Here is a 25,529-nt window from a genome sequence, read left to right as displayed (position 1 = left end):
ACAGGCGAAGAGGCGACGATGACAGAGCAACTCGAACAGCGTATCTATGAACTGGTGCGGCGCTATGACGGCGTATATCTGTTCAAGCAGAAAACGCTCACGCCGCAGATTGATATCGACAGCGATCTCAACTTCGAGCGCGACGAAGCCGCCGCGCTGATGGAGGAGTTTTTCAGCGAGTTCGCGGTCGATCGCGCGAATTTCGCTATTGAAACCTACTACCCGGACGAACCGTCGCTGGCGCAAATCCTCAACCCGTTCAACAAGCGTGAAGTGCCGGTAGTACCGGATTTCACGCTGGGCATGCTGATTGCGTCAGCGCAGGCGGGGCGCTGGCTGTTTGAATAATGCGGCAGCGCGCCGCTGCGGTTTGGCGGCCTGCGGCTCAGCGCGCCACGTGCACGCCAAATCCGTGCTCGCCTTCCGCAAGATCCTCGCGCAGCGTCAGCGCCGGAATCACATATTCACCGCCGTTCTGGCGACGGAAGGCAATCGGTTGATCCTGCGCTAAGCGATCCAGTCGTTGCGCCAGCGCGGCGCACCAGTCTGCAAAGCGTTCCTGCGCCGACTTCTGCACGCGATACAGCACCAGCGGTGGCAACACGCTAAAGCCGGGATAGAACAGCATGCCGTGCTGGATCGGGAACAGCAGATCCTCAATCGGGCCGTTGATGCCGCGCGGCGCGTAGTGCGACTCCCAGCCGCCGGTGGTCACCACCAGCATGGCGCGCTTGCCGGCGAGCGTGCCTTCGCCGTAGCGATCGCCCCAGTGATGATCGTTGTGCTCGCCGACGCCATAGGCAAAACCGTTGGCATAAACGCGGTCAAACCAGCCTTTCATGATTGCCGGCATCGAAAACCACCACAGCGGAAACTGAAAAATCACCGTGTCGGCCCAGCGCAGCTTCTCCTGCTCGGCGGCAATGTCCGCTGCCTGCAGCTGGTTGTCGTAGGCGAAACGCGAATCCAGCGTGGCATCAAAATGCGCGCCCACCGGGGGCGCCAGTGTGTCGGCGGCATCCAGTTGCGCTTTCCACTGCATGGCGTACAGATCTGACACCTGCACCTGATGGCCCGCCTGCTGCAGATGATCCACGGCAAAGTCTTTCAGCGATCCGTTCAGCGAGCGCGGTTCCGGATGGGCATACACAATCAAAACATTCATGGCGGTATCCTGTGAGATGAAAACCGCTGCAGGTTAAGCCAGCGCTGGTTATAGTAGAAATCAATTACTGATATCTCAGGTATAGCTAGCATGAATATGCACTCGCTGGATTTGAATCTGCTGCACACCTTAGACGTGCTGCTGGTGGAGCAGAACGTGACGCGCGCGGCGCAGCGCCTCAATCTGTCGCAGCCGTCGGTAAGCGCTCAGCTGGCGCGCCTGCGGGTGCTGTTTGACGATCCGCTGCTGTTGCCCGGTCCGCGCGGCATGTTGCCCACCGCCCGCGCCGAGGTCCTGCGCGAGCCGCTGCGTCTGGCGCTGGAAGCGCTGGAGCGCGCGGTGGCACCGCCGGCAGCGTTCGATCCGGCGCGCGCAGAGCTCACCTGGCGCATTGCTGCCACCGATTATATGTCATCGGCGCTGATCCTGCCGGCGCTGAAACTCATTCGTGAAGCAACCCCGCGCAGCCGCATGGCGGTGTTTGCACTCAATCCGCCGCAGGTAGCGCAGCAGCTGGAGAAGGGCGAGCTGGATATGGTGTTTCACACCGGCGACAACGCGCCGCCGACGCTGCATCAGCGCCGCTTGTTCAGCGAGCGCTACGTGCTGGCTGGCCGGCGCGATCATCCGCAGCTGCAGCAGCCCCTGACGCTGGATCGCTTTTGCCAGCTGGAGTTTGTGATGGTTTCGCCGGATGGCGGCGGCTTCAGCGCCGCCACCGATCGCGCGCTGGCCAGGCTCGGCCGTACGCGCCGCGTCGCGCTCTCGGTGCCGCATTTCCTGTTTATGCTCGACACGCTGGCCAACAGTGATTTGGTCGCCGTGCTGCCGGAGCGCCTGGTGCGAAACGCGCCGCAGCTCCGCGTGCTTGCACCGCCGCTGCAGATTGAAGGGTTTGACATTCTGATGCTGTGGCACGAGCGCCTGCATCGCGATCCCGCCCAGCAATGGCTGCGCCAGCAGATTGTCGCAGCGCTGTAAACCTGAACTCTCGCCGAATAAGTCGCGGTCTTCATGCCCTCAGGCCTTGTCCGACAAGGCTTGCTCCTGCATTGCTGATGCGATTAGCGCCACCGCTCCACAGCACGCATCATATCAACACGACGAAACACTCGCGTTTTAACGTGCAGGAGAAAAGACCATGCAGATATTTGTCACCGGGGCCACCGGCTGGGTAGGTTCAGCGGTGGTGGAAGAGTTGATCGCGGCGGGCCATCAGGTAACAGGGCTGGCGCGTTCGGCGGAAAAAGCCGTGGCGCTGGCCGTCACTGGCGCACAGGTTATTCGCGGTTCGCTGGAGGACGCTGACGTGCTGCGTGACGCCGCGCAATCCGCAGACGCCATCATTCATACCGCGTTCAACCACGATTTCTCGCGCTTCGTGCAGAACTGCGAGCAGGACCGTCAGGTAATCGAGCTGCTCGGCGAGGCGATTGCCGGATCGGATCGCATGCTGCTGGTGACGTCCGGCCTGTCCGGTATGGCGCGCGGGGCGACGGAACTGGATCAGCCGCAGCCGGTGTCACCGCGTCAGTCGGAAGCGGCGGCGCAGGCGCTGTCGCAGCGCGGCGTGCATGTGGCGACAGTGCGGCTGGCGCCGTCGGTACATGGCCTCGGCGACCGCGGTTTCGTGCCGATTCTGGTGCGGCTGGCGCGTGAGAGCGGGATTTCCGCCTGGTGCGGCAGCGGTGAGAACTGCTGGTCCGGCGTGCAACGTCGCGATGCGGCGCGCGTCTATCGGCTGGCGCTGGAGCAGGGCGTCACCGAGCGCGTTTATCACGCGGTGGCCGATGAGGCGGTGCCGTTCCGCGCTATCGCGGAGACGATAGGACGCCAGCTCGGATTACCCAGCGGCGAGCGCGACCGGGCGCACTTTGGCTGGTTCGCCAACATGGCGGCGGGCAACATGGCGGTCTCCAGCCAGCGCACGCGCACGCTGCTGGACTGGTCTGCAACCCGCCCGGACCTGCTGAGCGAGCTCGATACGCCTGCCTATTACACCCATCTCTGATATCACGCTGCCGCTGCGCGCGGCAGTTTTTCTGGATTATATCGATGAAAAATAATGTATTTATCACCTTGCTGCCGGTGACGCTGGCGGTGTTTATCGCTTTTCTCACCATGGGGATGCAGCTGCCGGTGCTGCCGCTGCATCTGCAGCAGAATCTCGGCATGGATACGCTGGCGATCGGCACGGTCATCGGCGCGCAGTTTGTCGCGTCGCTGCTGACGCGTTCGTGGGCGGGCAACTTCGCCGATATGCGCGGCGCGAAACGCGCGGTGCTGGCCGGGCTGTTGGTGGTGGCGAGTTCCGGTGTGATCTACCTGATTTCGCTGCTGTTCGTTGATCGGCCTGCCAGCTCGGTGGCCATCCTGCTGCTGGGGCGTGTGGTGCTGGCGCTGGGCGAGAGCCTGCTGGCCACCGGCGCGCTCGGCTGGGGGCTTGGGCTGGTGGGGCCGGCCAATGCCGGTAAAGTGATGGCGTGGATCGGTATCGCGATTTACGGCGCCTGGGCGCTGGGTGCGCCGCTGGGCGTGGCGATTTATCACGGCTGGCACTTCACCGGCATCGCCATGGCGATCATCGTGGTACCGCTGCTGCCGCTGATGTTTATCACCCAGGTGCGCGCCGTCGCGCCGACCTCGACCAAACGCACGCCGTTCTACAAAGTCATGGGCGCGGTGTGGCGGCCGGGACTGGGTCTGGCGCTCGCCAGCGTCGGCTTTGGCATGATCACCGCGTTTATCGCGCTGCTGTTTGCGGCCAGGGCCTGGGGCAACGCGTCGCTGGCGTTCACCGCATTTGGCGTGGCGTTTATCGCGGCGCGCCTGTTCTTTGCCCATCTGCCGGATAAGCTGGGCGGCGCGCGCGTCGCGCTGGTATGCGTGCTGATTGAAGCCTGCGGTCAGCTGCTGATTTGGGGCGCTGATGACGCGACGCTGGTTTATCTCGGCGCGGCGCTGACCGGTTTTGGCTATTCGCTGGCCTTTCCGGCGTTCGGCGTGGAAGCGGTGCGGCGTGCACCGCCGCACACCCGCAGCCTGGCGATGGGGGCTTACGTGGCGTTTCTTGATATCGCGCTGGCGATCACCAGTCCGCTGGCGGGCGCGCTGGCCGCCCACCGCGGCGTGGCTTCGGTGTATCTCGCTGGCGCGATTGCCGTGGCGCTGGCGATGCTGGTGGCGCTGAGCCTGATGGCGCGTCAGCCACAACCACAGGCAGCGATGGAATAAGACCCGCCGCAAAAAATTCACTTCTCCCGCGCCGCAAAAATCATCACACTAGCCACCTTTACCATTAGGGAGAGATGGCATGAAAAGCCGATTGCTGCTGGCGCTGACGCTGTTCGCCAGCCTGAGCACGCCGTTGTGGGCCGACGAAGGCGTCTCGTTTAGCCATAAAGACTGGGAGCTGGCTTGTGATAATACGCTGACCTGCCGCGCCGCCGGCTACAGCGCCGAAGAGGGCGCGGGCGGATCGGTGCTGCTGACGCGCGCCGGCGGGCCAGACAGCCTGCCGCACGGGCGCGTGGTGCTGGCCGATACCGGCGACGATGATGCGCAGCAGGTGAATGCGCTGGCGCTGTGGATTGACGATCGCGCACTGGGCGAAGTCAGCAAAGCGGAGAACGATGAGTGGACGCTGAGCGACGCGCAGACCGAGGCGCTGATCGCCGCCATCAAAGGCAATGCCCGCGTGGAGTTTCGCGGTGCGGCCGAGCCGTTTGAGCTTTCCGGCAACGGGGCTTTTGCCACGCTGTTAAAAATGGATGAGGCGCAGGGACGGCTGAACACGCCGGGCGCGCTGGTGCGCAAGGGCAATCAGCCGGAAGCCAGCGTACCGGCGGCAGTGGCGATGCCGGTGATCCAGCAGGTCAGGGTGCTGAAAGCCGCGCCGCGCACGCTGACGCCGGACGAACTGGCGCAGGTCAAGCCAAAGCTGATTGCCTCGCTGACCGACGACGACAGCTGTGACAATCTCGCGCCGTCCGACGATCAGCCGGAAGAGGGCGCAGAACCGCCTACGCTGACGCCGGTGGATGCGCAGCACGTGCTGATCGCCGCGCTGTGCTGGCGCGGGGCTTACAACGAAGGCTATGGTTTCTGGCTGCTGGATAACGCGCTGCAGGGCACGCCGCAGCTGATCACCGATTCCGGATCTGATTATCACGACGGCGTGATCAGCGAAGCGCAGAAAGGGCGCGGCATTGGTGACTGCTGGAGCACCGCTGCATGGGTGTGGGATGGCCGCCAGTTCGTGCAGAGCAGCGAGGCCACCACCGGCATGTGTCGTGCCATCCGCGCCGGCGGCGCATGGCAACTGCCAACGCTGGTCACCGAAGTCAAACCGGCGGGGTAATGCTCAGCGCGCAACGCCGGGCGGCAGGGATGCTTAATCCGTCACAGATTTTGCCGCGTCCCAGACGGCCATGACGTGGGCGATGGCGGTATCGATCTGCGCGCCGTTGACGCCATCGCGCACCAGCACCGACACGCCCAGCAGAAAAGCGTCGAGGGCGATGGCGAGGGCGGCGGCATCGGTGTCGGCGCGCAGTTCGCCGCTGTCGATGCCGCGCTGCACGCAGGCCATCATGCCTGCCAGCGTGCGGGCGCGTGAGCGCGCCAGCGGCTGGGTGACGTCCGCTTGTTCGGCGGAAGGCGCACTCATCACGCCCAGGCCGACCATACACCCCAGCGGATGGCCGGACTCACACTGCATGCTGGCCGAGCGCCGCAGCGCGGTCTCCATTGCGGTACGGGGCGGCAGGCTGTTATCCCACAGCGGCTCCACCACCTGCGCGTAAGTCGACAGATAGCGCTGCACACACTCCTGAAACAGCGCCTGCTTCGAGCCAAAGGCCGCGTAGAAGCTCGGTGCGGAAATACCGCCGGCAATTCCCGCCTTCAGCTGCGTTAACGATGTCGACTCATAGCCGTGCTGCCAGAAAATCTTCATCGCCTGTTCAATGGCCGCATCACGATCGAACGTACGCGGCCGTCCCATAGTGGCCATCTCAGTGCTCCATTAATCTCAATGCTTAAATACTAATCGATACATAAGTCGTTGACAATGGTCTCGCACGTCAACTAATGTATCGATCAGTATATATTTGTGCCTGCGGGCGGCGGATAGCGTATCCGCGGTAGTGTGTTCTTAAGCCGTAACAGGTTATCGCACTTCGCCAATTTATATACTGATCGGTACATATAATTTCAACGAGCGGCGCGCGCCTTATCTGCACGCTGATGACATCGGGAACGCTGATTGTGACGACTTTGAATACCGCCGCGGATAAAACCCGGCCGCTACCGCTGGGCGCGCTGCTGGCGCTGGCCATGACCGGTTTTATCTGCATCATCACCGAAACCTTACCGGCCGGACTGCTGCCGCAAATGGCGGCGGGCCTCGGCATTTCCACCGCGCTGGCCGGGCAGACCGTAACCGTTTATGCACTTGGCTCGCTGCTGGCGGCGATTCCGCTGACCATCGCTACCCAAGGCTGGCGCCGCCGTAACGTGCTGTTGCTGGCTATCGTCGGTTTTCTGATTTTCAACTCCATCACCACGTTTTCGACCCACTTCGCACTGACGCTGGTGGCGCGCTTTTTCGCCGGCGCAGCGGCGGGACTCGCCTGGAGCCTGCTGGCCGGCTATGCGCGGCGCATGGTGCCGGTCCATCAGCAGGGCAAAGCGCTCGCCGTGGCGATGGTCGGCACGCCGATTGCGCTGGCGCTGGGCGTTCCTGTCGGCACCTGGCTGGGCACGGCGGTGGGCTGGCGCACGGCGTTCGGCATCATGTCAGCGCTGACGCTGCTGCTGATCGGCTGGGTGCTGCTGCGGGTACCTGACTATCCGGGACAAAGCAGCGACAAGCGTCTGCCGCTGCGCACGGTGTTCATGACGCCAGGCGTGCGCCCGGTGCTGGGCGTGGTGCTGGCGTGGATGACGGCGCACAACATTCTCTACACCTACATTGCGCCGTTCGTTACCCAGGCGGGCCTCGCCGGGCAGGTGGACAGCGTGCTGCTGGTGTTTGGCATCGCGGCGCTGGCGGCTATCGGCCTGGCCGGTCGCCTCGTCGATCACCACCTGCGCGTCGCCGTGCTCGGCAGTCTGGCGCTGTTTGCGCTGGTCTCGCTGCTGTTCATCTGGCTGGCGCGCTTGCCGCTGCTGGTTTATGTCGGCGTGGCGTTGTGGGGGTTGACGTTTGGCGGGGCGGCCACGCTGCTGCAAACGGCGCTGGCGGATGCGGCGGGCGAGGGCGCGGATGTGGCGCTGTCGATGAACGTGGTGGTGTGGAACAGCGCGATTGCCGGCGGCGGTCTGGCCGGTGGCGTGTTGCTTACTCACTGGGGCGTGGCGTCTTTCCCGCTGGCGCTGCTGTTGCTGCTGGCGATTGGCTTCCTCATCGCACTGCAGGCGCGTCAGCACGGTTTTCAGGCCGGTGCGCGGCACCAGCGCGTACAAGGTCACTGACCTGTCGTGCGCACATGAGAGTTTAAATCATTGTTTTAAATGGCATTATCACATAATGGAGATCAACCACGTGTTCAAAAAATTACTGTTAACCCTGCTGCTCGCCTCGGCCGCGCTGTTTTCCGCCGCCGGCACCGCCGCGGATGAATTCCCGCTGCCCGCCGGTTTCACCAGCAGCTATCAAACTGTGGATGGCGTGCGCCTGCATTATGTGAAGGGCGGCAGCGGACCGCTGGTGTATCTGGTGCACGGTTTCGGACAGACGTGGTACGAGTGGCACCAGTTGATGCCGGAACTGGCAAAAAATCACACCGTCGTGGCGGTGGATCTGCCGGGGCTGGGGCAGTCTGACGTGCCGCATTCGTATCGCGCCACCGATGTCGCGCCGCTGCTTTATCAGCTGGCACAACAGTTCGCCGGCGGCAAAAAGTTCGATCTGGTGGCGCACGACATTGGCATCTGGAATACCTATCCGCTGCTGGTGAAACATCAGGACCGCATCCGCCGCGCCATCTTTATGGAGGCGCCGATCCCGGATGAAAGCATCTATCAGTTCCCGGCCTTTACGCCTGAAGGCGAATCCCTGGTGTGGCACTTCAGCTTCTTTGCGGCGCAGGGACAGCTCGCTGAGCAGCTGATCGCCGGTAAAGAGCGCCTGTTCTTTGAGCATTTCATCAAAGAACATGCCGCCAACAAAGCGGTGTTCACCCCGGCGCTGCTGGATCTTTACAGCAAATCCTATGCAAAACCGCACAGCCTGAATGCCGCCTTTGAATATTACCGGGTGCTGAATCAGGGAGTGGCGGACAATAAAGTGCTCTCCCGCGAGAAAATTGCCGTGCCGATGCTGGCGATTGGCGGTGGCGGTCACGGCGGACTGGGTGCTTATGAGCAGCAGGTGGTCAGCCGCTACGCCTCGCAGGTCACCGGCAAAGTGTTACCTGGCTGCGGTCACTGGTTACCTGAAGAGTGCCCTGCGCCGCTGAATGCGGCAGTGATGGAGTTTCTCGCGTCCGGGAAATAACGCGGTGCGCAGGCCAGTTTTAGCGCTGGCCTGCGTTGACGTGAATGTCTCAGGCTTTATTCAGGCAGCACTGCTTAAACTTTTTGCCGCTGCCGCACGGGCAGGGATCGTTGCGGCCGGTTTTTTCACCGGCAAAATGCGGCAGCTGCGGGGCCGGATCGGGCTGCGCCATGCGCTGTTCCTGCCAGTATTCGTGCAGTTCCAGCGCCGCCGGGCGAATCGCCTCGATGCTGGCCTCAAACGCGTCCGGGGTGAAGGCTTCACGCTGTGCCAGCTGTTCTTCACTGCCGTGCAGCGCAATCGCCTGCAGCGCCGGTTGCTGTGCAGCCGGCAGCTGCGCCCAGTCTGCATCCAGCGCCACGCCACGCATATAGCCATAGCACCAGTCTTCCACCACGGTAAACAGCTGGCCTTCCATCTCCTGCTCGCCGAACAGCGGATCGAACTGCTCCGGGTACTCCGCCAGCCGCTCGGCGATGTCGTTAAAGTGCTGGAAGGTCAGCGCCATGAAGCGGTCCATTTCGCGCGCGTTCGCCCACTGAGGAATCTTCTTCTCACCGCCCCAAATCGCCACCAGCCATTCGCTCGGTTCGATATCGTTCGGGCCGGAGAGCAGGGCGGTCAGCATGCCGTCCAGTTCGGCGGTGTCCACCACGGAGTGTTCGTTGCCATATTTTTCCAGCATGTCATCAAGCCAGTTCAGCTCTTTTTCGGTTAACGGACCCTGATTCATCCGGCGTCTCCTGCGGTGTGGATTGGTGGGCAAAAATTGCTGGGCGCGATTATAGCGGCAGCGCGCCTGATTTACCGCTTTTTGCATATCGATAGCCGAAGTGCGCCTAAAAAGGAATCGCCATAACTTATCGCGCAACAGTATTGGCGGGAAACGGCGGCGAATGTCAGCGTAAACGCAGGATTTACCGATAGCGAGGAGACAACATCATGGCGGATACCCTGCCAGTACTGGATCTGGCCCTGCTGGAATTACCGGACGCAGAGCAGGCAGCTTACCTGGCGCAGCTGCGCGAGACCGCGCGTGACGTCGGTTTCTTCTATCTGGTCAATCACGGCATCAACCCGCAACTGCTGCACAACGTGCAGAGTATCACGCGGGCGTTTTTTGCCCTGCCGCAGGCGGAGAAGCAGCGCGTGGCAATGATCCACTCGCCGCATTTTCGCGGCTACAACCACGCCGGCGTGGAATACACCCGCGACCAGCGCGATCAGCGTGAACAGTTTGATATCGGTGCCGAACGCGCGGCGCTGACGCTGCAGCCGGGCGATCCGGCGTGGAAACGGCTACAGGGGCCTAACTTATGGCCGGAGGCGTTACCGCAATTGCGTCCGGTGATGCACGCCTGGCAGCAGGCGATGACCGCCATCGCGCTGCGCCTGCTGCGGGCCTTTGCTAAAGCGCTGGCGCTGCCGCCGGATGCGTTCGACGCGCTGTATGGCACCCAGCCCAATGAGCACATCAAGCTGATTCGTTATCCCGGTCAGGCAGCAGAAGCCAGCCAGCAGGGCGTCGGCGCGCACAAAGACTCCGGCTTCCTCACCTTTTTGCTGCAGGACGATCAGCCCGGTTTGCAGGTGGAAGTGTCACCCGGTCACTGGGTGGATGCGCTGCCCAAGCCGGGCGCATTCGTGGTTAACATCGGCGAACTGCTGGAGATTGCCAGTAATGGATATCTGCGCGCCACCGTGCACCGCGTGGTGTCGCCGCCGGCTAATCGTGAACGCGTGTCGATCGCTTTTTTCCTCGGTGCGCAGCTGGACGCCGAAGTACCGCTGTATCAGCTACCGCCGCAGTTGGCGGCAGAAGCCCACGGCCCGACCAGCGATCCTGACAATCCACTGCTGCGCGAAGTGGGCTGGAACTACCTCAAAGGGCGTCTGCGTTCCCATCGCGATGTGGCGCAGCGCTATTACGCTGATGCATTAAGCACAGTGAAATCATAAGAAACGTAAGGAAAGCCCATGCAGAAAACGATGATAGCGTCACTGGCCCTGATGGCCCTATTCAGCAGCGTGGCGTCCGCCGCGGCACTGCGCGTGGCCGCCGATCCGGTGCCGCACAGTGAGATTCTCAACTACATCAAACAAACCGACAAACAGCTCGACCTGAAGGTCATCGAGCTTAACGGCAATTTAAACGCCAACGAGCTGCTGGCGCGTGGCGACATCGATGCCAACTATTTCCAGCATGTGCCTTATCTGCGCGATCAGGAAAAAGCGCTGGGCGAAAAATTTGCCGTGGTGGCGACCGTGCATATTGAGCCACTCGGGATTTATTCGCACAAAGTGAAATCTCTGAAAGATCTGCCGGATGGCGCGCAGGTTGCGGTGCCCAACAACGTCACTAACCTGAGCCGCGCGCTCTATCTGCTGCAGGCCAACGGCCTGATTACGCTGAAAAGCCGCAGCGCCAGTACGCTGGTGACCACGGCGGACATCAGTGACAACCCGCACCATCTGAAGATCATTGAAGTTGAAGCGCCGCAGCTGCCGCGCGCGCTGGATGATGCGCAGCTGGCGATTATTAACGGTAACTATGCCCTGCAGGCCGGGCTGGTGCCGTCAAAAGACGCGCTGGCGCTGGAACAGGCAAAGGATAATCCGTATGCCAACGTGCTGGTCACCACGCCAAAGCTGGCCAGCGACCCGCGCATTCTGGCGTTAGCGAAAGATCTCGAATCAAAGCAAACTGCTGAATTTATCAACCAGCACTACAAAGGATCGGTTATCCCGGTTAATCAATAATGCCCGGCGCCACCTGCGGCTGACAGGTGGCGCACCCGCTGTTCTGTGGTATATTTCGCCACCAACACCAGTGGCACCTGCTGCATAACATAAAAAATAACTTATCAATTGATGGCTATTTCCCGCTTCGTCAGGCTTCAGCGGCTGACGCTTTCTCGCGCATGGTTGCACCTGCGGCTGTCAGCCCTGTGTCTGCTGCTCAGCGGCTGCGGAACGCTGTCGCAAACGTCCGCGCCGGTGGGCGATCGCGTCTATCTTTCCCACGCCTCCTTCCATGAAAACGTCGATGACATTGTGCGCCACTACATGCAGCAAAAGCAGGTGACCGGCATTAGCATCGCCATTATTCACCAGCGCGGCGCGCCGCAGTTTTACAGCTATGGCGTCACCGATGCGCGCCAGCGTTATCCCATCACGCCGGATACGCTGTTTGCGCTGGGCTCGCTGAGTAAAGGCGTTACTGCAGAGGTCATTATCGGGCTGGTGGATCGCGGCGAGCTGCACTGGAACGACACGCTGGCCACGCTGCTGCCGCGCGGCGTGCCGCTGAGTGAGGATGCAAAACGCATCACGCTGCTGCAGCTGGTCACGCACACCTCGGGGCTGCCGCGCCAGGATATGGATCTGCCGATGTTCCTGAAATTTATGGCTTACCTGCGCAGCGGCGAAAATTTTTACGGCAATCTGGATAGCGATGCCGTGCTGAGTTATCTGGCCGATTTCAGCGCCCCCGCGCACCCGGCGGCGCAGTACTCCAATCTCGGCTATGCGCTGCTGGGCTACATTCTGCAGCATCGCCTGCATCAGGACATTGAAACGCTGGCGCAGCATCAGCTGTTTGGTCCGCTCGGCATGACCAGCAGCAGCTTCCATCCGCAAACTCTGCGCGGCTATCCGTGGCGCGCGCTGGGCCACGCCGGCGATCAGCCGAAACTGATCGCGCGTGGTCAGCTGACGCCGGACTGGGCCTTTCGCGGCAATATGGTGGCGGCCGCCAGCCTGTACAGCAATGCGCGCGATCTGATTCGCTACCTCGATGCGCATCTGCACAGCGATGCACAGGGCGCGCTCGGCCAGGCGCTGGCGCAGGTCAATCATCCTTATGAGCAGCATGGCAATCAGGCGCAGAATATCGCCTGGGTAACCGATACCTATGGTCAGCAGCAGATCACTTATCAGGTGGGGTATATTGGCGGTTATGCCAGCTTTATTGGCTACGATCGCGCCCACGGCAATGCCATCGTGGTGCTGCAAAACGCCTTCAACTGGAGCAACTATCTCGGCATTGCGCTGCTGCGTGATTTGGCGCGTAAAGATCGCCGGGTGCTGAACACGGTTGCTTGCAATTTTGCTGCTCAGCAAAGCGCGCCGCCTGAGGTATGCTGTGGAGCGAAATTTGACGCGCAAAGCGCGGCGCGGGAACCTTCCGCACGTGGCGCTTGTCAGTAAATGGGACAGTTAAATAATTAACCAGAGTGGAAATCACCAATGCGCAGGACACACGTCACCCTTCTTTCAGCAGGAATTTTTCTGGGCGCTTTAAGCCTGACGCCAGCAGCACTGGCAGAAGGTGAGCAAACCGATAGCGTACCGATGCCGCCACAGGTGCAGCAAACCGCACCGGACGCCTCAGCGCCAGCGGCCACCAGCGATGCGCCCGCCAGCAGTGAACCGGCAGAATCCAGTGGCGATGTCGCGCCGATTCGCCCGTCACAAAACGGTCCGGGTGAAGCGCCATCCGCCGCCAATAATTACGATCTGCACACTATCATCATCGATTACAAAGAGTATAAAGTCGGTGACGTCGTGCCGGATGAGTACCGTAAAAAGCAGTACACCATCGTTGAGTGGCAGCCGCGCCACCTGCCTGCACCGCAGGAAGGCACGCACTGGGCTTACATCAACGCCAACTACATCCTGATCACTGACGACAGTGGCAAGATCGTGATGGGCAAATCCGGCGACATTTTCTTCAAGGGTTAATGCCCGGCAGCAGTCGCGCTAACTGCGCCACGCCTGCCATTATCTGACTGGTGCTGGTATTACCGTATCCCAGCACCAGTCCCTGTTGTTTTTGCCCGCCCAGATAAAAGCCGGACAGCGCGCCAGGCGCATAGCCATGGCGAAATTGCTGCGCCGTCAGCGCCACATCATCCACCGTATCCGCCAGCGGCAACACCAGATGCATGCCGCATTCACCGCCCAGCAGCGGCACCTGGGCACCAAATGTCTCCTGTAGCGCAGCCCGCAGCGTGGCCTGCCGCTGACGATACAGGCGGCGCATTTTGCTCAGGTGGCGATTGAAATCCCCGCTGCGTAAAAACAGCGCCAGCGCCTGCTGTTCCGGCCGGTTACCGCCGCGTAACAGCTCATGCAAGGCCGGCCGCAGCCGCGGCAGCAGCGGGGCGGGCAGTACCATGTAGCCGATGCGCAGCGCCGGAAACAGGGTTTTGCTGAAGGAGCCGATGTAAATCACCGGCGTCGGCTGCGCCATGCCCTGCATCGCGGCGATGGGCTCGCCGCTGTAGCGAAAATCGCTGTCGTAATCATCTTCGATAATCCACGCCTGATGCCGCTGTGCCGCCGCCAGCAGCGCCAGCCGGCGCGCGGCGCTCATGATCGCGCCGGTGGGATACTGATGCGTCGGCGTGGTGTAAATCAGCCGCGGCGGGCGCTGCTGCCAGTCCTGCGCTGTCGGTGCCAGTCCCTGCGCATCCACCGCAATCGGCTCGATCTGCAGATCGCCGAGGCGCATCGCCGCTTTGGCGCCGCGATAGCCCGGCTCCTCCACCCAGCCGGTGTCACCACGATTGGTGAGCAGCGCGACGCACAGCGTCAGCGCCTGCTGCGCGCCTTCGGTAATCACAATCTGCTGCGGCGCACAGCGCACGCCGCGCGCCAGCGCCAGATGCTGCGCCAGCGCCTCACGCAGCGCCAGCTCACCCAGCGGATCGCCGTAGCCCAGCAGCTGTGCCTGCTGCGCGGTTTGATTGAGTGCGCGACGCCACTGCGCCAGCGGGAAATGCGCCAGCGCCGGCGTGCTCGGGCGCAGCGCCAGCTCCTGACTGGAGAGGCGATGCAGCGAGTGCAACCCGGCAGCGCGCGCGGAAACCGGCCAGTCGGTGCTGTCGTCGGACGCCTGCGCGGGCAGCGGCGTGTGCGCCAGCCGGCTGACGCGGCTTCCCTGGCGGTCGCTGAGGATAAATCCTTCCGCCTGTAGCTGTGACCAGACGGCGATCACCGTATTGCGCGACACCTGCAGTTCAGCCGCCAGCTGGCGGGTCGCCGGCAGGCGCGTGCCCGCCGCCAGCTGACCATTCAGTATCGCCTGGCGCAGCCGCTGATACAGCTGCTGTTGCAGTGTCAGGCTGCCGTCGGCCTCTAGCGGTGCCAGCAGCAGCGAATGCCGGTTTAGTGCGCGCATCGGCGCCTCCGTGGATCTATCGATTTATCACATTGTGGCGCTTTTTCCTGAACCAGCAAAGTGGCACGCTGCACGCTGTCACTCTCACACAGAAGGAATCGCCGTATGTCACCGCAGACCAATCGTTATGGACAACCCATCGGCCCGGCGCTGGAGGCGTGGCAGCCGCGCCCGCTGCCGCAGGGGCAGATTTTCACCGGACAATATTGCCGGCTGGAGCCGCTGGATGCCGCACGTCACGGTCGCGAGCTGTATGCGGCTTATGCGCTGGCGGAAGATGACCGCGACTGGACCTGGCTGCCGGTCGGGCGCTTTGACGATGAAGCGTCTTATCTGGCGTTTGCGCAGCAGTGCCAGCAGAGTCCGGATTACCTGCACTTCGCGGTGATTGACCGGCAAAGCGGGCAGGCGGTCGGCTCGCTGGCGCTGATGCGCATTGAACCGCAGCACGGTGTGATGGAAGTCGGCTTTGTGGTGTTCTCTCCGCTGCTGAAGCAAACCCGCATGGCCACCGAAGCCCACTATCTGCTGATGCGTTACGCCTTCGAACAACTCGGCTATCGTCGCTACGAGTGGAAATGCGACAGCTGTAACCAGCCGTCGTACAACGCCGCACTGCGGCTGGGCTTCCGTTATGAAGGCACGTTCCGTCAGGTGATGGTGTATAAAAATCGCAGCCGGGATACCGCCTGGTTCTCTATCATCGACAGCGAATGGCCGCAGGTGAAGCTGGGCTTTGAGCGCTGGCTGGCGGCAGACAATTTCGACGCCCGTGGGCAGCAACGCGCCAGGCTGGAGACATTACGTCAGGCCTGACGCGCGCGCCGGGCTGGCTACCCGGCTAACCGGCAAAAATATATTTGGCGGCTGATAACACAAAGGCGCTGGCCATCGCCATCATCAGCCGCCGATGCCAGAGATTATCGCGTTTGAGCTCATTGAAACCGAGCTGCATGCGATGGTCGAGATCCAGCAGGCGCTCATCCACTTTTTCAAAGCGTTTATCAATTTGCCTGAATCGCTCATCGATTTGTTCAAAACGCTGATCGATTTTCCTGAATTGTTCATCGATTTGTTCAAAACGTTGATCGATTTTCCTGAATTGCTCATCCATCTTTTCAAAGCGTTGATCGATTTTCCTGAATTGCTCATCCATCTTTTCAAAGCGTTGATCAATTTTCCTGAATTGTTCATCGATTTGTTCAAAACGCTGATCGATTGTCCTGAATTGCGCATCCACTTTTTCTAAGCGTTTATCGATTTGCCTGAATTGCGCATCCATCTTTTCGAAGCGTTGATCGATTTGTTCAAAGCGTTGATCAATTTTCCTGAATTGCTCATCGACGTTGTCAAATCGCAGCTCAATGGCTTTAAACGTATGGCGGACCTCATTTTCTAAATGCCTGAGGCTCTGTGCCAGTTTATCGACACGTTGCGAGGTGGCGTGATTTGCCCGCATCACGCCTTCCATGGCCTGCGAAAGGTGCGTTTTGGTCAGGCTGTTTTCCTGCTGCATTTCGGCAAAAATGTCGACCATCACTTCGGCCTGGTGATCGGCCACGCCCGCCTGCTGCAGCGCTTTGAATGCCTTATGGGTGTTCATCATCGTCGGTATCATCCCTGTTGCTCCTGGTCGCCTTTCCTGTTGCCTGCAAGGTTATCCAGGTGGTGATAGTTGCACCATGTGATGATGTGGATTTTGCGCGACGTCTCGAAAAATATCAATTCGTACAATGAGTAACGCTAAGCGGCAATAAAAAGGGCCTGCACGCTGGCAGGCCCTGGTCTGGCACGCATTTTTATCACTTTTCGGGCTGCGGAATTATTTTTATCTCCGCCATGCCGATACCGAGTTTGCGTGGATCCTGACCGGTAATGTTGCCGAGATTAGACAGCTGTGGTTCTGGCGGCGTGATGATCAGGTTGCGGCTGGCGCCGGGGTTGGTGAAATGCAGCGTTTGCGTGGAGAACGCGTCACCCAGATTGAGCTGCTGCACTTGCTCGCCGACGCGCACCGGAATCGGTCGATGGGCGTTAGCCCCATAGGCGCGTGCGGTGATCACCACGTCAAAACGCGCCGGCAGCGGATCGACATATTCAATGTTCACCTCCGGCGCGAGGTTGGCGTTCGACCAGCGCCCCCAGCTTTCAGGCCGTGAAATACCGCTAAAGCGCCTCACGCTGGCCGGCGCGCCCGGCACGGTCAGCAGGAAGCTGTCCGCCTGGTAGCGAATGGCATTATCCTCGATGCGCATTTGCTGCTCGTTGAGCTGATAGGTCGCCGCACTGACCTTCACCTGCGGGAACTGCGCTTTGCCCTGCCACACCGGCTGGTCGATGCGCGTCACCGTGGGTTGTCCGCCGGTCTGGCCCATCGCCAGACAGAGATCGGTCGACAGCGCCAGCGCCGGCTGCCACAGCCGGCCCATTTTGAAGCAGCGATCGACCCAGACAAACTTATCGCTGGCGGCAAAATCGGCCAGCTGGAAGCGCAGCGGCGCGGCGTATTCGCCTTCCGGCAGCGGCTCTACCTGATGATCGGATACGCGGAACAGGATCGGCAGCCTGAACGTCGCGCCCGAGAAGCTAAAGGTGTTTTTGGGCTGGTCGATGGTGAATGTTTTCATCTGACTGGGGAAATTCCATAGCTGAATGATATCGGCTTTCCACGCCGTGACCTTCTTCGCCATGTCATCGAACTGGCTGGAGAGCGAGGCCGAAGACAGCCCGCTGCGGCCAAGGCCAATCGCGTTATCCCCGCCGAGAATATCCAGCACCGTGGCGCCGTTATCCAGCGTGCTGCGCTTGCCATCCAGCACCTCGGCCTGCGGCTGATCGCCACGGATCACCATAAACAGATCGCGGCGCGGCTGCTTGATCAGATACTGATGCGCCGTGTTATTCATCGCCAGGTGATCGGAACTCACCACAATCACGGTGTTTTTAAACCACGGCGAGGCTTTGATGCGGGCAATCAGGCGCGCCACGTGCTCCTGGGAACAGGCCACCGCGCTAAACGACTGATTGGGTTTGCCGTCATAGCTGTAACTTTTGCGCTGACAGCTGCGCGAAATAAAGCCGTCCGGATGATGGGTGTCCACGGTGAGCGTAAACAGCGCAAAGCGTTTCTGCTGACGCGACAGCTCCTCATACTTTTCAAACACTTCATCCATCACCGTATCGTCGTAAAAGCCCCAGTTGTTACGGTAGCTGGGGTCGGCGACGCGGCTCTTCAGCTCCTGCGAGCCGTACATGTTGGCGGCATCAAAACCGTGTGACAGCAAAAAGGTGTCTTTGCCGGCAAAGCGCAGGTCTGCACCCTGAATAAACCAGTTCTCATAGCCGGAGTGTTTGAGGATATCGCCGAGGCAGATATTTTGCGGATAGAAGCTGGAAAGCGAAGCCGAGGCGTTGCCGTCGAACGGCGCAAACAGCGGAATTCCGCACTGCGACGCCACCATGCCGGCGATGGTGTAATCGGTGCCGGGCAGTTGTTCGGTATTGCTGAAGTCAATGCTGTGATCTTTTTCGCGGCTCAGTTCCGGTGCCAGGCCAGGAAAGGCCTGTTGATCGAAGTAGGTGCGCTCAAGGCTTTCGCCGTAGATATACACCAGGTTGAGCTTCGGCGCGTTAATCTGCTTGTTCGGCGTTTTGTAATAGGTTTCGAAATCCGAGTCGGCCTGGCGCGCGTGGGAGGCGATCAGCTCTTTCACCTGGCGAAACGCCGGCGTGGTTTGCACCGAGCCGGCAGCACAGGCGATCGCCAGCAGGCTCCAGCCGAGATGATGCGGACGTTTATGCCGGCGCAACACCCAGGAGAGAAAACAAAACAGTAAAAACAGGCCGATGATCAAGCCAAGCGCCGGTACCACATATTTGCTCACGCCCGCGCCGGTCAGGCTGTTGGTCAGGGTGTAGAGCACCGCATCGTTGATGCCATCGCCGGTAAAATAGTTGCTGGCATACAGCGTGGCGTTGAGCACGATGAACAGGGTGAGCAGCAGCAAGATCAGGATAAACCAGAATTTATTTCGCCCGGCTTTATACGAATAGACTGCGATCGCAGCCAAAAAGAGCACTATTGAAAGCAACTCCAACGGCAGATCCTCACATTAAGTAAAAAGAACGCGTTACCTGCGTCTGCGGCCCTCTGCGGGGGTTTTGCGTCAATCTATATTGGCTGTCACAGGGCTGCAACACATCCAACCAGATTTGTGCGATGCATTGCGAATCGTTTAAGGCGGGTTTAGGCGGAGTCTGATTTAGTCTGGCAGCAACCGGCGCGCTGCTGCCAGCCAGTGCGGGCGCGGGCGTTACAACTTACCGGTGAGATACTGCGCTTCGCCGTCGGCAAAGCTCCAGTCACCTTTGCTGTTGGTGATAAAACTGATCATCAGATCGTTGCCCTGCACGCCACAATGCTCCCGCAGCTCGCGCGCTAACTCTGCCATGAAGTGCGTTTTCTGTTCTTCACTTCTTGGGCTGGTGTACACGCGTACCATCACCAGATTGTCGCTGCGCGCAAAGCCCAGCCCGGTATCCTGAAAGACCATTTGATAACGCTTGTTTTCATGAACAATCTGATAACGATCGCGCGACGGAACCTTAAATGCCGTGAGTACTGCGCGATGCGCGGCGTCGAGTAAGGTGCGAATCTCTGTTTCAGAACGGCCCTGAATAACATCAAAAGTCAGTAACGGCATCAATAAATCCTCGTTTTTGCCCACGCGGAAAGAGTAGGATGAAACGCTATGCTGCCGCTTGCTGCCGGAAAGAAAAAGCGCGCTGATTAAAATGATTATTTATTATTTTGAACAATCCTGATGAAAGAAATTAAAACCGATGCACTCTGGGTGCATTTGCACTGGCTGACGGTGCTGGCGGAACAGGGCAGTTTTACCCGCGCGGCTGAACGCCTGGATGTCAGTAAAGCGGCGATGAGCCAGAAAATCAAAGAACTGGAGCAGATGGCGGGCGTGGCGCTGGTGCAGCGCACCACGCGCAGCGTGCGGCTGACGTCGGCCGGTGAAAAGCTGGTGGACGACCTGCGCGAGCCGTTTGCGCGCATTGCGCAGAGCTTCTTTAGCGTGCGTGACGAAGCCGGGCCGGTGCGCGGTCTGGTGCGCATCAGTGCGCCGGTGGCGTTTGCCCGGCAGCAGCTGGTGCCGATTATCGGCGACTTTCTGCGCGACTACCCGCAGGTGCGGTTGCAGCTCAACGTCAGCGATCGGCTGGTGTCGCTGGGCAGCGAAGGATTCGATCTCGCCATTCGCCACAGTCAGCAGCTGCCGGAAACGCACGTCGCGCTGCCGCTGTGTGAAACGCGCACGCTGCTGGTGGCCGCGCCGGACTATCTGACCCGTCACGGTACGCCAGATACGCCGCAGGCGCTGCAGTTGCATAACTGCCTCTATTATCCGCGCGGGCTGGAGTCGCCGCAGTGGCGCTTTCGTCTGCACAGCGATGACAGCGAAACGGTGCAGGTGAAGATTCAGGGTAATTTCGCCACTAATAACAGCGAGTCGATTCGTGACGCTGCGCTGCAGGGGCTGGGCATTGCCATGCTGCCGGACTTCAGCGCCAGCGCGGCGCTGGCCAGCGGCACGCTGCAGCAGGTACTGCCGGAGTGGCAGGCGGTCGATGCCTTTGCCGACCGCCTGTGGGTGGTGCGGCCTTACGCAGCGCAGGTGCCGCGTGCCGTCACCACCTTTATCCACTGGCTACGCACGCGCTTTGTTGATGGGTGAGGCCAGCGGCGCGCTGAGCGGTGCGCTGGGCTGCATCATCGCTCCCAGCAGGCTGCGACGGTTGTAGTTACCGAGACGCAGATTGAAGTCGAGATGCAGCTGCTCAATGCCGCTCAGCTTGATCACCGGCGGCGGCGTATGCGGGCGCTGATGGAACAGCACCGTGTGCGCAAAGGCATCACTTTGCCAGTTGTTCAGCCGCTGATAGTAATACGCGTTGGCCTCACATTTACGCAGATACAGGTTCACGCGGCGATGTTCGCGCATCGCCGCCTGCTGCGCCAGCGAACCCAGCTGCTGAGCCGGCTCGGCGATTTTCTGCGTCAGCAGGGCAAAATCATCGCGCTTTGCCAGCTCATTAAAATAGTTGTGCGCCCCCAGATGCTTGATCGGCGCGTACTGTTTTTGCCACTCGCGAATAAAAGGATTATTGGGCGCAGCGGCGAGAAACCAGTTTTCAATCACCGGTGCCAGATAGTTGACGGTGGCAATTTCGCGGTAATAGCCAATCACATCCATGCGACGTTCCTGATGCGCATGGTGCACCCAGCTCAGGTCTTCAAATAACAGTGTGCTGCAGTCAATCGCAATTCCGCCGTAGCGTAATAATAATTCGAGGCGAATGACTTCACTTTTTTGCTGCTCACTTAATTGTGTCGAGGTAAAAATAAAATCCGGCAGGACTTCTTTAAGCGTTAAACGGTTTAATACATACACCTGATGGTCGGGATTATCCTGACGCAGCTGCTGGATATTTAACGCCATCGATTTCGGTAAATATTCATTGTCCCAGTACATCCAGATTTTTTTGGGTATTTCCGGCAGCGCTTTCTCACCCGAAAGCAACACGATATTGTCCTCTTCGCTGGGATCATATTCCGGCGCGCAGAGCTCAGTATGCTGTTTTTTCTGCAGTAATGTCTGGCCGGTAAAGGCGATTCTCTGCCAGTGTTGCCAGAGCGTAAGGGCTGGCTGGAGACGTTTTTTTGTCATGATGCACCTGATTATTGTGATTATGGGGAGCAAGGATTCCCTGATGCTGGCGGCTTGAGCGCGCTTATGTGTCCTGACGGCTGTGTGTAAAAAGACTACCCTTGCTTAATAATCGATCCGCAGCGGCAAGGCTACGAATTTTTTTCGCTTTCAGATTTACCGGAAACGCCGGGATCCGGGATGGATAAAAAGAGGTATCAATAAAATGATGAGGGAGTGCGTTTTTTATTTTTGCTCGATTAAGACTATTCCTAATAAAATGACCCTCTGCAGGCGCAGGCTGCGGCGCGGAATAAAAATGAGCGATCGGCGGTCCGTTAACCGCGCTGTATTTTCCTCTGGCCTGGCCGCTGCTTGCCCAACGCGCAGGCAGGTTAGCTACGCTTAGAGCAGGCAACGAAAAAAAGGAGGCACTATGCAGCCACACAAGCGTGGGTTACTGGCGGTTGATAAGCAGGGCAACCGCGTGCTGTTTCTCAATCCCGACAGCTTCGCCGTTGAGCAGGAGCTGAATGCCTTACCGCCGCGACCGCATGAGCTGCTGATGCTGCCCGCGCTGGAGAAGGCGTATGTGCCGATCTACGGTGATGGCGTCCACGGCGACAATCCGCATCCGGGGCACAAGGTGGCGATTATCGATCTGCGCCGGCGGCAGATTCGCGGCTTTATCGATCTGTCACCGCTCAAGGCGCCGCACAGCGGCCAGCTGGGGCGCGATGGCAAAGTGTATCTGTGTTGTGAACACAGTGCTGCGGTGGCGGTGATCGATCCGCACAGCGACACGCTGGAGAAAACCATCCGGCTGCCGTCGCACAACGCGCACCGGCTGACGCTATCGCCCAGCGGCCGCAAGCTGTTTACTGAAAACGAAGAGGACGCCAGCATCACGGTGGTGGATCTGTGCGAGGCGGAAGGGCGCATCATTGATAACATCCTGCTGCCGGGACCGATTGCCGGCATTGCCGCCTCGCCAAAGCACCCCTATCTGGTGGCCAGCGCGGCAGACGCGCCATTGCTGTATGTGGTGGATCGTCAGAGCCATCGTATCCGCCAGCGCATCACGCTGCCTGGCCATCAGCAGCCGTGCCAGGTGGTGCGCTTCAGCGCCAGCGGTGAGCGGCTGGTGGCGATTGGCGACGGGGAAGGAGTGGTGACGCTGTTTGACGACTTGCTTAATCCGTTGGGTGACGTTGCGGTCGGCAATCAGCCGATGGATGGCTGTTTTAGCGCCGATAACCGCAGCCTGCTGATCGCTAATCAGGGTGACGGTTCGCTTAGCCTGATCGATCTGACGCAGATGAAGGTCATCGCCACGCCGCAGGCTGGCACCGGCTGCGAAGTTCTGAGCTACTTTCAGCTGTCGTCCTGAGTACGACGGCCGCCATCAAATAAACGGCCGGTGATAAATCGCGCTGCTCCAGTGGCGGCTGCTGGCGTGTTTTTCTGCCTGCCAGCCGCGCTTGCGCAGTTGGCGCGCAATCAGTTTGTTCATTATACCGTGGCCCACCAGCAGCACCGTGCCCTGTTGCGACAGGGCAATCAGTTTGTCTGCCGCCCGCTGCGCACGCTGCCGGGCATGCTGCACTGATTCCACGCGTCCGGCGTAACCGCACAGCCACAGCAGGCGCAGCAGCGCCAGCCACAGCGTCAGCGGCAGATGCAGGCGCGCAAACGGCAGCAGCGGCATCGCCACTTCACTGAACACCTCATCCACGTCCTGCGCCTGCAGACCGAGCCGCGCCAGCGACGAACGCGCACGCGGCAACGGACTGCAGGCAATCACGCTGGCCATGCGCGCAATCGCCATACTGCGCGGCGGCGGCGCATCACAAATCACCGCCTGGTCGTAGCCTTCACACCAGTCCGCCAGCGCCCGCGCCGTAAAGCGCCCGCTTACCGGATGGTCTGGCTTGCCGTGTCGCATGAGGATAATGGTCATAATGCTCCTGAGTGAAGGTCATCCAGTCTACTGCAGGCGCGCAGGATTTCGCGCGGCCCGGGCGGTTTTAAGAATAATGCCCGGGTGTCATCAAAACTTAACTGAAATGTGCGAAAACGGCGCGGTGAAAGTTTGGTCGGCTTTTTTGCCAATGATAAGCAATAGTCGTTAATCACGCAGCGTGCGTGGATTTTTTAATGACGCTGGCTGTAATGTAATGTCATGAATTAACGCCAATTTTATCTTTTTCTCCTGCGCCATTGTGAAGATAAGTTAATTATTTTCCTGTTGATCACTTGATTTATCTACGCGCGTAGATAGACTGTATTCACAGTGACAACTCACGGTGCCAGAGACGAAGTTGGCCTTGAGATGACCCAGTTACATTTGCCGTGCTAATGCGATCGATGAAAAAAACATCGGCGAAATCAGGCAAATAGATGAATTCCAACACCAGGGAATTCTTTACTGACCTTTCATCCAGGTTTGCCTACTGAACGTCGCCACCGGGGAGTTCCGCTTGTTGCCAGGGAACCGACCCACGGATGGGCGTTTACTGTTTTCACCTCTTTCAGGGAAATGGTTATGACGGTACATCACTCCGTTACGCAACAAGGTTCACCCGCTTCCGCCGCCGATGCGCGGCTGGAAACCACCACCGGGCGCAAAGATTTCTGGCGCGCCACCTTCTCCTGCTGGCTGGGCACCGCGATGGAATACGCGGATTTCGCCCTGTATGGCCTCGCTGCCGGCATCATTTTTGGCGATGTGTTCTTCCCCGAAGCCACCCCGGCGATGGCGCTGCTCTCCAGCTTTGCCACCTGGTCAGTCGGCTTTATTGCGCGCCCGATCGGGGCGCTGCTGTTTGGCTGGATTGGCGATCGCAAGGGCCGCAAGGTAGTGATGATCAGCACCATCATTCTGATGGGCGCTTCGACCACGCTGATCGGCCTGATTCCTTCCTATGCAACGATTGGTCTGTGGGCGCCGGCCTGCCTGGTGCTGCTGCGTTTCACGCAGGGGCTGGGCGCAGGCGCAGAGCTCTCGGGCGGCACGGTGATGCTGGGTGAATACGCGCCGGTTGAGCGCCGTGGCCTGGTGTCGTCGGTGATTGCGCTTGGTTCCAACAGCGGCACGCTGATTGCGTCGCTGGTGTGGCTGGCGGTGATTCAGATGGATAAAGCCACGCTGCTCGACAGGGGCTGGCGTATTCCGTTCCTCAGCAGTGTGTTGATTGCTGCGGTCGCGCTGTGGATTCGCCGTCATCTGCGTGAAACGCCGGTGTTTGAGCGTCAGCAGGCGGAACTGCAGGCGCAACGCCATGAAACGCTGGCGCAAAGCGCGACGCAACCCGACAGCCGCAGCTTCTGGCAGCGCAGCCGCGCCTTCTGGACCATGGTGGGCCTGCGCATCGGTGAGAACGGCCCGTCCTATCTGGCACAGGGCTTTATCGTCGGCTACGTCGCCAAAGTGCTGATGCTGGACAAATCGGTGCCGACCACCGCGGTGTTCATCGCCTCGCTGCTCGGTTTCCTGATCATCCCGTTTGCCGGCTGGCTGTCAGACCGCTTTGGCCGACGCATCACCTATCGCGGCTTCTGCCTGTTACTGATGGTCTACGCCTGGCCCGCCTTTAGCCTGATGGACAGCCGCGAGCCGGCCATCGTGATTCCGGTGATTGTAGTGGGCATGGCGCTGGCGTCGCTGGGCATCTTTGGCGTGCAGGCGGCGTGGGGCGTGGAGATGTTTGGCGTTAAACACCGTTACACCAAAATGGCGGTTGCCAAAGAGCTGGGGTCTATCCTTTCAGGAGGCACCGCACCGCTGGTGGCGGCGGCGCTGCTGTCGTTTACCGGGCACTGGTGGCCGATTGCCGTGTACTTCTCGGCCATGGCGACCATCGGTTTCCTCACCACCTTCGTGGCACCGGAAACGCGCGGACGCGATCTGAATCTGCCGGAGGATGCTATCTGACGCGCAGGATCGTGCAACATTCTTTG

24 protein-coding genes are annotated in these 25,529 nt (G+C 60.1%); 15 read left to right on the top strand and 9 right to left on the bottom strand.

The window, feature by feature from the left end; all coding sequences use genetic code 11:
* The first annotated feature begins 18 nt into the window (after positions 1-18).
* Positions 19-348: a DUF1493 family protein gene (locus FT726_RS09295; RefSeq protein WP_058757234.1), complete on the top strand. Its 330-nt coding sequence runs from the start codon at positions 19-21 to the stop codon at positions 346-348.
* A gap of 37 nt (positions 349-385) precedes the next feature.
* Here FT726_RS09295 and FT726_RS09290 read toward each other — a convergent pair whose 3' ends face one another.
* Positions 386-1,165: an NAD(P)H-dependent oxidoreductase gene (locus FT726_RS09290; protein ID WP_288421113.1), complete on the bottom strand. Its 780-nt coding sequence runs from the start codon at positions 1,163-1,165 to the stop codon at positions 386-388.
* A gap of 90 nt (positions 1,166-1,255) precedes the next feature.
* Between FT726_RS09290 and FT726_RS09285 the strand changes: the two genes are divergently transcribed.
* The 4 genes from FT726_RS09285 (at position 1,256) to FT726_RS09270 (ending at position 5,525) form a co-directional block, all read left to right on the top strand.
* Positions 1,256-2,146 (top strand): LysR family transcriptional regulator, encoded by an 891-nt coding sequence (locus FT726_RS09285; protein WP_288421115.1) that lies wholly within the window; start codon positions 1,256-1,258, stop codon positions 2,144-2,146.
* A gap of 160 nt (positions 2,147-2,306) precedes the next feature.
* Positions 2,307-3,176 (top strand): SDR family oxidoreductase, encoded by an 870-nt coding sequence (locus FT726_RS09280; RefSeq protein WP_346302695.1) that lies wholly within the window; start codon positions 2,307-2,309, stop codon positions 3,174-3,176.
* Positions 3,177-3,220: 44 nt separating this feature from the next.
* Entirely contained in the window at positions 3,221-4,399 is a 1,179-nt protein-coding gene (locus FT726_RS09275) for an arabinose transporter (protein ID WP_282996369.1), read from the top strand.
* Positions 4,400-4,478: 79 nt separating this feature from the next.
* The gene (locus tag FT726_RS09270) at positions 4,479-5,525 is read left to right on the top strand and encodes a DUF1176 domain-containing protein (protein ID WP_282996370.1); all 1,047 of its coding nucleotides are present in this window, start codon (positions 4,479-4,481) and stop codon (positions 5,523-5,525) included.
* 33 nt (positions 5,526-5,558) lie between these two features.
* On the opposite strand, the gene FT726_RS09265 is transcribed toward FT726_RS09270, so the two are convergent.
* On the bottom strand, positions 5,559-6,179 hold the full coding sequence (locus FT726_RS09265) for a TetR/AcrR family transcriptional regulator (protein ID WP_288421121.1): 621 nt from the start codon (positions 6,177-6,179) through the stop codon (positions 5,559-5,561).
* Between the two features lie 323 nt (positions 6,180-6,502).
* On the opposite strand from FT726_RS09265, the gene FT726_RS09260 reads away from it, so the two are divergent.
* Both FT726_RS09260 and FT726_RS09255 read left to right on the top strand, forming a co-directional pair.
* The gene (locus FT726_RS09260; RefSeq protein ID WP_282996375.1) at positions 6,503-7,642 is read left to right on the top strand and encodes an MFS transporter; all 1,140 of its coding nucleotides are present in this window, start codon (positions 6,503-6,505) and stop codon (positions 7,640-7,642) included.
* A 70-nt stretch (positions 7,643-7,712) separates the two neighbouring features.
* Positions 7,713-8,666, top strand: coding sequence for an alpha/beta hydrolase (locus FT726_RS09255; protein ID WP_282996371.1), 954 nt, complete (start codon positions 7,713-7,715; stop codon positions 8,664-8,666).
* 49 nt (positions 8,667-8,715) lie between these two features.
* Here FT726_RS09255 and FT726_RS09250 read toward each other — a convergent pair whose 3' ends face one another.
* A complete protein-coding gene (locus FT726_RS09250) occupies positions 8,716-9,399 on the bottom strand; it encodes a YecA family protein (RefSeq protein WP_058771427.1) in 684 nt (227 codons plus the stop codon).
* 206 nt (positions 9,400-9,605) lie between these two features.
* Between FT726_RS09250 and FT726_RS09245 the strand changes: the two genes are divergently transcribed.
* From FT726_RS09245 to FT726_RS09230, 4 genes are all read left to right on the top strand, one after another.
* A complete protein-coding gene (locus FT726_RS09245) occupies positions 9,606-10,625 on the top strand; it encodes an isopenicillin N synthase family oxygenase (protein WP_058780927.1) in 1,020 nt (339 codons plus the stop codon).
* Positions 10,626-10,643: 18 nt separating this feature from the next.
* A complete protein-coding gene (locus FT726_RS09240; protein WP_058780928.1) occupies positions 10,644-11,426 on the top strand; it encodes a MetQ/NlpA family ABC transporter substrate-binding protein in 783 nt (260 codons plus the stop codon).
* 111 nt (positions 11,427-11,537) lie between these two features.
* Positions 11,538-12,875: a serine hydrolase domain-containing protein gene (locus FT726_RS09235; RefSeq protein WP_407075058.1), complete on the top strand. Its 1,338-nt coding sequence runs from the start codon at positions 11,538-11,540 to the stop codon at positions 12,873-12,875.
* Between the two features lie 39 nt (positions 12,876-12,914).
* Positions 12,915-13,409 (top strand): RcnB family protein, encoded by a 495-nt coding sequence (locus FT726_RS09230; protein ID WP_031279558.1) that lies wholly within the window; start codon positions 12,915-12,917, stop codon positions 13,407-13,409.
* On the opposite strand, the gene FT726_RS09225 is transcribed toward FT726_RS09230, so the two are convergent.
* A complete protein-coding gene (locus tag FT726_RS09225) occupies positions 13,399-14,850 on the bottom strand; it encodes a PLP-dependent aminotransferase family protein (RefSeq protein WP_346302693.1) in 1,452 nt (483 codons plus the stop codon). The genes FT726_RS09230 and FT726_RS09225 overlap by 11 nt on opposite strands.
* 105 nt (positions 14,851-14,955) lie before the next feature.
* Here FT726_RS09225 and FT726_RS09220 point away from each other — a divergent pair, with 105 nt between their 5' ends.
* Entirely contained in the window at positions 14,956-15,666 is a 711-nt protein-coding gene (locus tag FT726_RS09220; protein WP_346302692.1) for a GNAT family protein, read from the top strand.
* 25 nt (positions 15,667-15,691) lie between these two features.
* Here the strand turns inward: FT726_RS09220 and FT726_RS09215 are convergent, their stop codons facing one another.
* The 3 genes from FT726_RS09215 to FT726_RS09205 all read right to left on the bottom strand — a co-directional run bounded on the left by FT726_RS09215 (position 15,692) and on the right by FT726_RS09205 (position 19,553).
* Positions 15,692-16,411, bottom strand: coding sequence for a hypothetical protein (locus FT726_RS09215; protein ID WP_346302691.1), 720 nt, complete (start codon positions 16,409-16,411; stop codon positions 15,692-15,694).
* Positions 16,412-16,652: 241 nt separating this feature from the next.
* Complete coding sequence (gene opgB / locus FT726_RS09210) at positions 16,653-18,953, bottom strand: phosphatidylglycerol--membrane-oligosaccharide glycerophosphotransferase (RefSeq protein WP_288421300.1); 2,301 nt, start codon at positions 18,951-18,953, stop codon at positions 16,653-16,655.
* Positions 18,954-19,163: 210 nt separating this feature from the next.
* Complete coding sequence (locus FT726_RS09205) at positions 19,164-19,553, bottom strand: tautomerase family protein (protein WP_346302690.1); 390 nt, start codon at positions 19,551-19,553, stop codon at positions 19,164-19,166.
* Positions 19,554-19,673: 120 nt separating this feature from the next.
* On the opposite strand from FT726_RS09205, the gene FT726_RS09200 reads away from it, so the two are divergent.
* Positions 19,674-20,597, top strand: coding sequence for a LysR family transcriptional regulator (locus FT726_RS09200; RefSeq protein WP_262257970.1), 924 nt, complete (start codon positions 19,674-19,676; stop codon positions 20,595-20,597).
* Here FT726_RS09200 and FT726_RS09195 read toward each other — a convergent pair.
* Positions 20,571-21,590, bottom strand: a complete 1,020-nt coding sequence (locus FT726_RS09195; RefSeq protein ID WP_288421138.1) for a glycosyltransferase family 32 protein — start codon at positions 21,588-21,590, stop codon at positions 20,571-20,573. The genes FT726_RS09200 and FT726_RS09195 overlap by 27 nt on opposite strands.
* A gap of 415 nt (positions 21,591-22,005) precedes the next feature.
* On the opposite strand from FT726_RS09195, the gene FT726_RS09190 reads away from it, so the two are divergent.
* On the top strand, positions 22,006-22,959 hold the full coding sequence (locus FT726_RS09190) for a YncE family protein (RefSeq protein WP_021506763.1): 954 nt from the start codon (positions 22,006-22,008) through the stop codon (positions 22,957-22,959).
* A 15-nt stretch (positions 22,960-22,974) separates the two neighbouring features.
* Here FT726_RS09190 and FT726_RS09185 read toward each other — a convergent pair whose 3' ends face one another.
* A complete protein-coding gene (locus FT726_RS09185; protein ID WP_021506764.1) occupies positions 22,975-23,529 on the bottom strand; it encodes a histidine phosphatase family protein in 555 nt (184 codons plus the stop codon).
* Positions 23,530-24,114: 585 nt separating this feature from the next.
* Between FT726_RS09185 and FT726_RS09180 the strand changes: the two genes are divergently transcribed.
* On the top strand, positions 24,115-25,503 hold the full coding sequence (locus tag FT726_RS09180; protein ID WP_288421140.1) for an MFS transporter: 1,389 nt from the start codon (positions 24,115-24,117) through the stop codon (positions 25,501-25,503).
* Positions 25,504-25,529 lie beyond the last annotated feature (26 nt).

It is taken from the genome of Pantoea sp. Morm, from assembly GCF_016643525.1.
GTDB lineage: Bacteria > Pseudomonadota > Gammaproteobacteria > Enterobacterales > Enterobacteriaceae > Pantoea > Pantoea dispersa.
Note: the sequence above shows the minus strand (reverse complement) of the source record. Positions and strands in the feature narration are given on the sequence as shown.